We start from the raw sequence: 7279 nt of genomic DNA, 5'->3' as shown, positions 1-7279 counted from the left end.
AGCGCGGCCAGGTTCTGGCCAAGCCGGGCACGGTCAAGCCGCACAAGAAGTTCGTGGCCGAAGCCTACATCCTGACCAAGGACGAGGGTGGCCGTCACACGCCGTTCTTCACCAACTACCGTCCGCAGTTCTACTTCCGCACGACCGACGTGACCGGCATCGTGTCGCTGCCGGAAGGCACCGAGATGGTGATGCCGGGCGACAACATCACGGTCGATGTCGAGCTGATCGTGCCGATCGCCATGGAAGAGAAGCTGCGCTTCGCCATCCGTGAAGGCGGTCGCACCGTCGGTGCCGGCATCGTCGTCACCATCAAAGAGTAATTTGGACTTAAACCGATCTGTCGCGGGCGCGGAAGTTGCCCGCGCCGCGCCAGAACAAGGAAGTGACGCATGAACGGACAGAATATCCGCATCCGCCTGAAGGCGTTTGACCACCGCGTGCTCGACGCGTCGACGAAGGAAATCGTGTCGACGGCAAAGCGCACCGGTGCCAACGTCCGCGGCCCCATTCCGCTGCCGACGCGGATCGAAAAGTTCACGGTCAACCGGTCGCCTCACGTCGACAAGAAGAGCCGCGAGCAGTTCGAGATGCGCACGCATAAGCGTCTGCTCGACATCGTCGATCCGACCCCGCAGACGGTCGATGCTTTGATGAAGCTCGATCTGGCCGCCGGCGTCGACGTCGAGATCAAGCTCTAAGGGAATGAGAGCGCGGTAAGGGGCGGTGCCCCTGGCCCGGAACTCTAAAGGAATTGAACCGATGCGTTCAGGTGTGATTGCAAAGAAGGTGGGAATGACCCGCATCTACAACGATGCCGGGGAACATGTTCCCGTCACCGTTCTCCAGATGGAGAACTGCCAGGTCGTGGCCCAGCGCACGCAAGAGAAGAATGGCTACACCGCCGTTCAGCTCGGCGTTGGCCTCGCCAAGGTGAAGAACACGTCGAAGGCGATGCGCGGCCATTTCGCGACCGCTTCCGTCGAGCCGAAGGCGAAGGTCGCCGAGTTCCGCGTCTCCGCCGACAACATGATCGATGTCGGCGCCGAGATCACCGTCGAGCACTTTGTCGCCGGCCAGAAGGTCGATGTGACGGGCACGACGATCGGCAAGGGTTTCCAGGGCGTCATCAAGCGCCACCACATGGGCGGTGGCCGTGCGACGCACGGTAACTCGGTCTCGCACCGTACGCACGGTTCGACCGGCCAGCGCCAGGACCCGGGCAAGGTGTTCAAGGGCAAGCATATGGCTGGCCACATGGGCGACACCCGCGTCACCACGCAGAATGTCGAGATCGTCTCGACCGACGCCGACCGCGGCCTTATCCTGATCCGCGGTGCGGTTCCCGGATCGAAGGGCGCCTGGATCCTGGTCCGCGACGCGGCCAAGGTGGCACTGCCGGCCAATGCGCCGAAGCCCGCCGCGATCCGCGCCGTTGCGGCGGCTGCTAAGAACGAGGCTCCGGCCACAGAGGGAGCGGAATAATGGATCTCAAGATCACAACGCTTGGCGGCAAGGACGCCGGCAAGGTGAAACTCTCCGAGGAGATTTTCGGCCTTGATCCGCGCGAGGACATCCTGCAGCGCGTCGTGCGCTGGCAGCTCGCCAAGAAGCAGCAGGGCACGCACAAGGCCAAGGGCCGCGCCGAGATCGCGCGCACCGGCGCCAAGATGTACAAGCAGAAGGGTACGGGCCGCGCCCGCCACCATTCGGCACGCGCTCCTCAGTTCCGCGGCGGCGGCAAGGCCCACGGCCCGGTCGTTCGCAGTCACGAGCACGAACTGCCGAAGAAGGTTCGCGCTCTCGGCCTCAAGCATGCTCTCTCGGCCAAGGCCAAGAGCGCGTCGATCATCATCATCGACGAGCTGAAGCTGACCGAGGCCAAGACGAAGGCACTGATCGCGAATTTCGCGACGCTGGGCTTGACCAACGCCCTGCTGATCGGCGGTGCCGAGCTTGACAAGAATTTCAAGCTGGCGGCGACGAACATCCCCAACATCGACGTGCTGCCCATCCAGGGCATCAACGTCTACGACATTCTGCGCCGCGGCACGCTGGTCCTTTCGAAGGCCGCCGTCGAGGCTCTCGAGGAGCGCTTTAAATGACCGACCTTCGTCACTACGACGTGATCGTCTCGCCGGCGATCACTGAAAAGTCGACCATGGCCTCCGAGCAGAACCAGGTCGTCTTCAACGTCGCCAAGAAGGCGTCGAAGCCGGAAATCAAGGCCGCCGTCGAAGCGCTGTTCGGCGTCAAGGTGATGGCCGTGAACACGCTTGTCCGCAAGGGCAAGATCAAGCGCTTCCGTGGCACGGTTGGCCGCCAGAGCGACGTCAAGAAGGCGATTGTGACGCTGGCAGATGGCCAGTCGATCGACGTCGCGACGGGTCTCTGAGCAAGGCCGCGAGGACAGAAACATGGCACTGAAAAAATTCAACCCGGTAACGCCCAGCACCCGTCAGCTGGTTATCGTCGACCGCTCGGGCCTCTACAAGGGCAAGCCCGTCAAGGGTCTGACCGAAGGCCTGACCAAGTCGGGCGGCCGCAACAACCACGGCCGCATCACCGCCCGCTTCATCGGCGGTGGTCACAAGCGTTCGTACCGCATCATCGACTTCAAGCGCCGTAAGTTCGACGTCGTCGGCACGGTCGAGCGCATCGAATACGATCCGAACCGCACCGCCTTCATCGCGCTGATCAAGTATGACGATGGCGAGCTGTCCTACATCATCGCTCCGCAGCGTCTGGCTCCCGGCGACAAGATCGTGTCCGGCGAAGCGGTCGACGTGAAGCCGGGCAATGCGATGCCGCTGGCTTCGATGCCGGTCGGCACCATCGTCCACAACATCGAGCTGAAGCCGGGCAAGGGCGCTCAGGTCGCGCGTTCGGCGGGTGGTTATGGCCAGCTGGTCGGTCGTGACCAGGGCATGGCGATCCTGCGCCTCAACTCGGGCGAGCAGCGTGTCGTTCACGGCTCCTGCATGGCCACCGTCGGCGCCGTGTCCAATCCGGATCATGGTAACATCAATGACGGCAAGGCCGGTCGCACGGTCTGGCGTGGCAAGCGTCCGCACAATCGCGGCGTGACCATGAACCCGGTCGACCATCCGCACGGCGGCGGTGAAGGCCGCACCTCGGGTGGCCGCCATCCGGTTTCGCCTTGGGGCAAGCCGACCAAGGGCAAGAAGACGCGGTCCAACAAGGCGACCGACAAGTTCATCCTGCGCTCGCGCCATCAGCGCAAGAGCTAAGAAGAGGTAACGCCAAGTGACTCGTTCGATTTGGAAAGGCCCCTTCATTGACGGCTACCTTCTCAAGAAGGTGGACAAGGTTCGTGAAGGTGGTCGCAATGAGGTGATCAAGATGTGGAGCCGTCGCTCCACCATCCTGCCGCAGTTCGTCGGCTTCACCTTCGGTGTCTACAACGGCCAGAAGCATGTTCCCGTCTCGGTGAACGAGGACATGGTCGGTCACAAGTTCGGTGAATTCGCTCCGACCCGGACCTATTACGGTCACGGCGCGGATAAGAAGGCGAAGAGGAAATAATCATGGGCAAGGCCAAAGCTCCGCGCAGGCTTGCTGATAACGAAGCGCGCGCCGTGTTGCGCACGATCCGTATCAGCCCGCAGAAGCTGAACCTGGTTGCCGCGCTGATCCGCGGCAAGAAGGTCGCGACAGCGCTTTCCGATCTCGAATTCTCGGCCAAACGGATTTCCGGCACGGTCAAGAAGACGCTGGAATCGGCAATCGCCAACGCGGAAAACAACCACGACCTGGATGTCGATGCACTGATCGTGGCGGAAGCCTATGTCGGCAAGTCGATCGTCATGAAGCGGTTCCATGCCCGTGGCCGTGGTCGCGCCAGCCGTATCGAGAAGCCGTTCTCGCACCTCACGATCGTCGTTCGTGAAGTCGAAGAAAAAGGGGAGGCCGCATAATGGGCCAGAAAGTCAATCCGATCGGTCTTCGCCTCGGCATCAACCGCACCTGGGATTCGCGCTGGTTCGCGAACACCGGCGAGTACGGCAAGCTGCTGCATGAGGACATCAAGATCCGCAAGTATCTCGAGAAGGAGCTCAAGCAGGCTGCCATCTCGAAGGTCGTGATCGAGCGTCCGCACAAGAAGTGCCGCGTCACCATCCATGCCGCGCGCCCGGGTCTGATCATCGGCAAGAAGGGCGCCGACATCGAGAAGCTTCGCAAGAAGCTGATGGAGATGACGAAGTCCGAGACGCACCTCAACATCGTCGAAGTGCGCAAGCCGGAAATCGACGCGACCCTGGTCGCCCAGTCGATTGCCCAGCAGCTCGAGCGTCGTATCGCGTTTCGCCGCGCCATGAAGCGTGCCGTTCAGTCGGCCATGCGCCTCGGTGCCGAAGGCATTCGCATCAACTGTGCCGGCCGTCTCGGCGGCGCCGAGATTGCGCGCATGGAATGGTATCGCGAAGGCCGCGTGCCGCTGCATACGCTTCGTGCTGACGTCGACTACGGCACTGCCGAGGCGCACACCGCTTATGGCATCTGCGGCGTCAAGGTCTGGGTGTTCAAGGGCGAGATCCTCGAGCACGACCCGATGGCTTCGGAGCGCCGTGCGACCGAGGGTGACGCTGCGCATGGCGGTGGTGGTGATCGCGAACGCGGTCGTCGTCGCGAAAACGCCTGAGACATTTAGGAATTTGGAGTTAGAACGATGCTGCAGCCAAAGCGCACAAAGTTCCGCAAGCAGTTCAAGGGCCGTATCCATGGTACCGCAAAGGGCGGCACCAATCTGGATTTCGGTGGTTTCGGGCTGAAGGCGCTTGAGCCGAACCGCGTTACCGCGCGTGAGATCGAGGCGGCCCGCCGCGCGATCACGCGTGAAATGAAGCGCGCTGGTCGCGTCTGGATCCGTATTTTCCCGGACGTGCCGGTCACTTCGAAGCCGACCGAAGTCCGCATGGGCAAGGGCAAGGGCGCGGTCGATTACTGGGCGGCGCGCGTCAAGCCGGGCCGCATCATGTTCGAGATCGACGGCGTCAATGAAGAAATCGCCCGTGAGGCGCTGCGTCTCGGCGCGGCCAAGCTCTCGGTCAAGACGCGCTTCGTGCAGCGCATCGCAGAATAAGGACGGGCTGATCATGAAAGCCGAAGACATCCGGACCAAGACCCAGGACCAGCTGACCGACGACCTGGCCAGCCTGAAGAAGGAGCAGTTCAACCTGCGCTTCCAGAAGGCCACTGGCCAGCTTGAAAAGACCGCGCGCGTGAGACAGGTCCGTAAGGACATTGCGCGTATCAAGACCATCGCTGCGGAAAAGTCCGCGGCTAAGAAGGCTTAAGGACGAAAACCATGCCAAAGCGCATTCTGCAGGGCACCGTCGTCAGCGACAAGAACGAGAAGACGGTTGTCGTCAAGGTCGAACGGCGCTTCACGCATCCCGTGATGAAGAAGACCGTGCGCATGACCAAGAAGTACAAGGCGCACGACGAGAACAACGCCCACAAGGTTGGCGATCAGGTGTTCATCCAGGAATCGAAGCCGATTTCCAAGGATAAGCGCTGGATCGTCGTGTCTTCGGACCAAGCCTGACCTCGGGCGTAAACAACGAATTTTGGACAGACCGGGGAGGGGCTTTGAGCCCATCCCGTTAGAAAAGAAGAAGGCGGCCAGTCATGATTCAGATGCAAACAAACCTCGACGTCGCGGATAATTCCGGTGCCCGTCGTGTCATGTGCATCAAGGTGCTGGGCGGCTCGAAGCGGAAATACGCTTCCGTGGGCGACATCATCGTGGTGTCGATCAAGGAAGCCATCCCGCGCGGCCGCGTGAAGAAGGGCGATGTGATGAAGGCGGTCGTGGTTCGCACGGCCAAGGACATCCGCCGCCCGGACGGCAGCGTGATCCGTTTCGACAAGAACGCGGCCGTTCTCGTCGACAACAAGAAAGAGCCGATCGGCACGCGTATCTTCGGACCGGTTCCGCGCGAACTCCGCGCCAAGAACCACATGAAGATCATCTCGCTCGCGCCTGAAGTGCTGTAAGGAGCCGGACCAATGCAAAAGATTAGAAAAGGCGACAAGGTCGTCGTGCTGGCCGGCAAGGACAAGGGCCGTTCGGGCGAAGTCCTCTCGGTACAGCCGAAGGAAGACACCGCGCTGGTGCGCGGCGTCAACATGATCCGTCGTCACCAGAAGCAGTCCCAGTCCCAAGAGGGCGGGATCATCACCAAGGAAGCGCCGATCCAGCTGTCGAACATCGCGCTGGCCGACCCCAAGGATGGCAAGCCGACCCGCGTCGGTTTCATCTTCCAGAAGGACGGCAAGAAGGTGCGCGTCGCCAAGCGCTCGGGAGAAGTCATCAATGGCTAAGGCTCAAACCACGAAGCCCAAGGCTGAAAGCAAACAGTCCAAGGCCCAGAACACGCCGCGCCTCAAGCAGGTCTACAACGAGACCATCCGCAAGGCGCTGCAGGAACAGTTCGGCTACGACAACGAGATGCAGGTTCCGCGCATCGACAAGATCGTGCTGAACATGGGCGTTGGCGAAGCGACCGCCGATTCGAAGAAGCCTTCGATCGCGGCCGAAGACCTGGCGATGATCGCCGGCCAGAAGGCCGTCGTCACCCGCGCCCGCAATTCGATCGCCGGCTTCAAGGTCCGCGAGAAGATGCCGATCGGCGCCAAGGTCACGTTGCGCAAGGAACGCATGTACGAGTTCCTCGACCGCCTCGTGAACATCGCACTGCCGCGCGTCCGCGACTTCCGCGGACTGAATCCGAAGAGCTTCGATGGCCGTGGCAACTACGCCATGGGCATCAAGGAACACATCGTGTTCCCGGAGATCAACTACGACAAGGTTGATCAGATCTGGGGCATGGACGTCATCGTTTGTACGACTGCGAAGACGGACGACGAAGCCAGGGCATTGCTCAAGGCCTTCAACTTCCCCTTCCGCCAGTAACGGCAGCGAGAAAAGGAAAAATCTGAAATGGCAAAGACCAGCTCAGTCGAGAAGAACAACAGGCGCCGCAAACTTGCCGACCAGTACGGTCCCAAGCGCGCTGCGCTCAAGGCGATCATCATGGATCAGTCCAAGCCGATGGAAGAGCGCTTCCGCGCTCAGCTCAAGCTTGCCGCCATGCCGCGCAACTCGGCCAAGATCCGCATCCGCAACCGCTGCGAAGTCACCGGCCGTCCGCGTGCCTACTATCGCAAGCTCAAAGTATCGCGCATCGCGCTTCGTGATCTCGGCAACAACGGCCAGATCCCGGGCCTGGTCAAGTCGAGCTGGTAAGGAGGA

The 7279-nt window shown here is 61.5% G+C and carries 16 protein-coding genes; all 16 read left to right on the top strand.

The genetic code is table 11. The annotated features are described in order from the left end of the window. Window positions 1-323: EF-Tu C-terminal domain-related protein (locus NKH03_RS07730; RefSeq protein WP_502901861.1), on the top strand; the 323-nt coding region annotated here is incomplete at its 5' end. 69 nt (window positions 324-392) lie between these two features. Continuing rightward, window positions 393-701 carry a 30S ribosomal protein S10 gene (rpsJ, locus tag NKH03_RS07725; protein ID WP_010909272.1) on the top strand — a complete coding sequence of 103 codons (309 nt, stop codon included), beginning with the start codon at window positions 393-395 and terminating at the stop codon, window positions 699-701. Window positions 702-762: 61 nt separating this feature from the next. Continuing rightward, entirely contained in the window at window positions 763-1485 is a 723-nt protein-coding gene (rplC, locus tag NKH03_RS07720; RefSeq protein ID WP_023757978.1) for a 50S ribosomal protein L3, read from the top strand. Next, window positions 1485-2105, top strand: coding sequence for a 50S ribosomal protein L4 (rplD, locus tag NKH03_RS07715; protein WP_023757977.1), 621 nt, complete (start codon window positions 1485-1487; stop codon window positions 2103-2105). Before rplC ends, rplD begins: the two co-directional genes overlap by 1 nt. Then, window positions 2102-2395 (top strand): 50S ribosomal protein L23, encoded by a 294-nt coding sequence (locus tag NKH03_RS07710; RefSeq protein ID WP_023757976.1) that lies wholly within the window; start codon window positions 2102-2104, stop codon window positions 2393-2395. Before rplD ends, NKH03_RS07710 begins: the two co-directional genes overlap by 4 nt. A 22-nt stretch (window positions 2396-2417) precedes the next feature. After that, window positions 2418-3251: a 50S ribosomal protein L2 gene (rplB, locus tag NKH03_RS07705; RefSeq protein ID WP_027026960.1), complete on the top strand. Its 834-nt coding sequence runs from the start codon at window positions 2418-2420 to the stop codon at window positions 3249-3251. Window positions 3252-3267: 16 nt separating this feature from the next. Further along, the gene (gene rpsS, locus NKH03_RS07700) at window positions 3268-3546 is read left to right on the top strand and encodes a 30S ribosomal protein S19 (RefSeq protein WP_006205463.1); all 279 of its coding nucleotides are present in this window, start codon (window positions 3268-3270) and stop codon (window positions 3544-3546) included. Window positions 3547-3548: 2 nt separating this feature from the next. Continuing rightward, window positions 3549-3938: a 50S ribosomal protein L22 gene (rplV, locus tag NKH03_RS07695; RefSeq protein ID WP_006205462.1), complete on the top strand. Its 390-nt coding sequence runs from the start codon at window positions 3549-3551 to the stop codon at window positions 3936-3938. Further along, entirely contained in the window at window positions 3938-4663 is a 726-nt protein-coding gene (gene rpsC / locus NKH03_RS07690; RefSeq protein WP_023672753.1) for a 30S ribosomal protein S3, read from the top strand. The genes rplV and rpsC overlap by 1 nt, the downstream gene beginning before the upstream one ends. A gap of 27 nt (window positions 4664-4690) precedes the next feature. Further along, window positions 4691-5104 (top strand): 50S ribosomal protein L16, encoded by a 414-nt coding sequence (gene rplP, locus NKH03_RS07685; protein ID WP_352868298.1) that lies wholly within the window; start codon window positions 4691-4693, stop codon window positions 5102-5104. A gap of 13 nt (window positions 5105-5117) precedes the next feature. Then, window positions 5118-5318 carry a 50S ribosomal protein L29 gene (gene rpmC, locus NKH03_RS07680; protein ID WP_006205459.1) on the top strand — a complete coding sequence of 67 codons (201 nt, stop codon included), beginning with the start codon at window positions 5118-5120 and terminating at the stop codon, window positions 5316-5318. A gap of 11 nt (window positions 5319-5329) precedes the next feature. After that, complete coding sequence (gene rpsQ, locus NKH03_RS07675; RefSeq protein ID WP_010909280.1) at window positions 5330-5569, top strand: 30S ribosomal protein S17; 240 nt, start codon at window positions 5330-5332, stop codon at window positions 5567-5569. 83 nt (window positions 5570-5652) lie between these two features. Beyond that, entirely contained in the window at window positions 5653-6021 is a 369-nt protein-coding gene (rplN, locus tag NKH03_RS07670) for a 50S ribosomal protein L14 (protein ID WP_006205457.1), read from the top strand. A gap of 12 nt (window positions 6022-6033) precedes the next feature. Continuing rightward, entirely contained in the window at window positions 6034-6348 is a 315-nt protein-coding gene (gene rplX / locus NKH03_RS07665) for a 50S ribosomal protein L24 (protein ID WP_013531428.1), read from the top strand. Next, complete coding sequence (gene rplE, locus NKH03_RS07660; RefSeq protein ID WP_013531429.1) at window positions 6341-6940, top strand: 50S ribosomal protein L5; 600 nt, start codon at window positions 6341-6343, stop codon at window positions 6938-6940. The genes rplX and rplE overlap by 8 nt, the downstream gene beginning before the upstream one ends. A 27-nt stretch (window positions 6941-6967) precedes the next feature. Continuing rightward, complete coding sequence (rpsN, locus tag NKH03_RS07655) at window positions 6968-7273, top strand: 30S ribosomal protein S14 (protein ID WP_013895695.1); 306 nt, start codon at window positions 6968-6970, stop codon at window positions 7271-7273. Window positions 7274-7279 lie beyond the last annotated feature (6 nt).

Source organism: Mesorhizobium sp. M1406, from assembly GCF_040317555.1.
In the GTDB taxonomy this organism is placed as follows: domain Bacteria; phylum Pseudomonadota; class Alphaproteobacteria; order Rhizobiales; family Rhizobiaceae; genus Mesorhizobium.
This window is presented reverse-complemented; position numbering and strand designations above follow the sequence as displayed.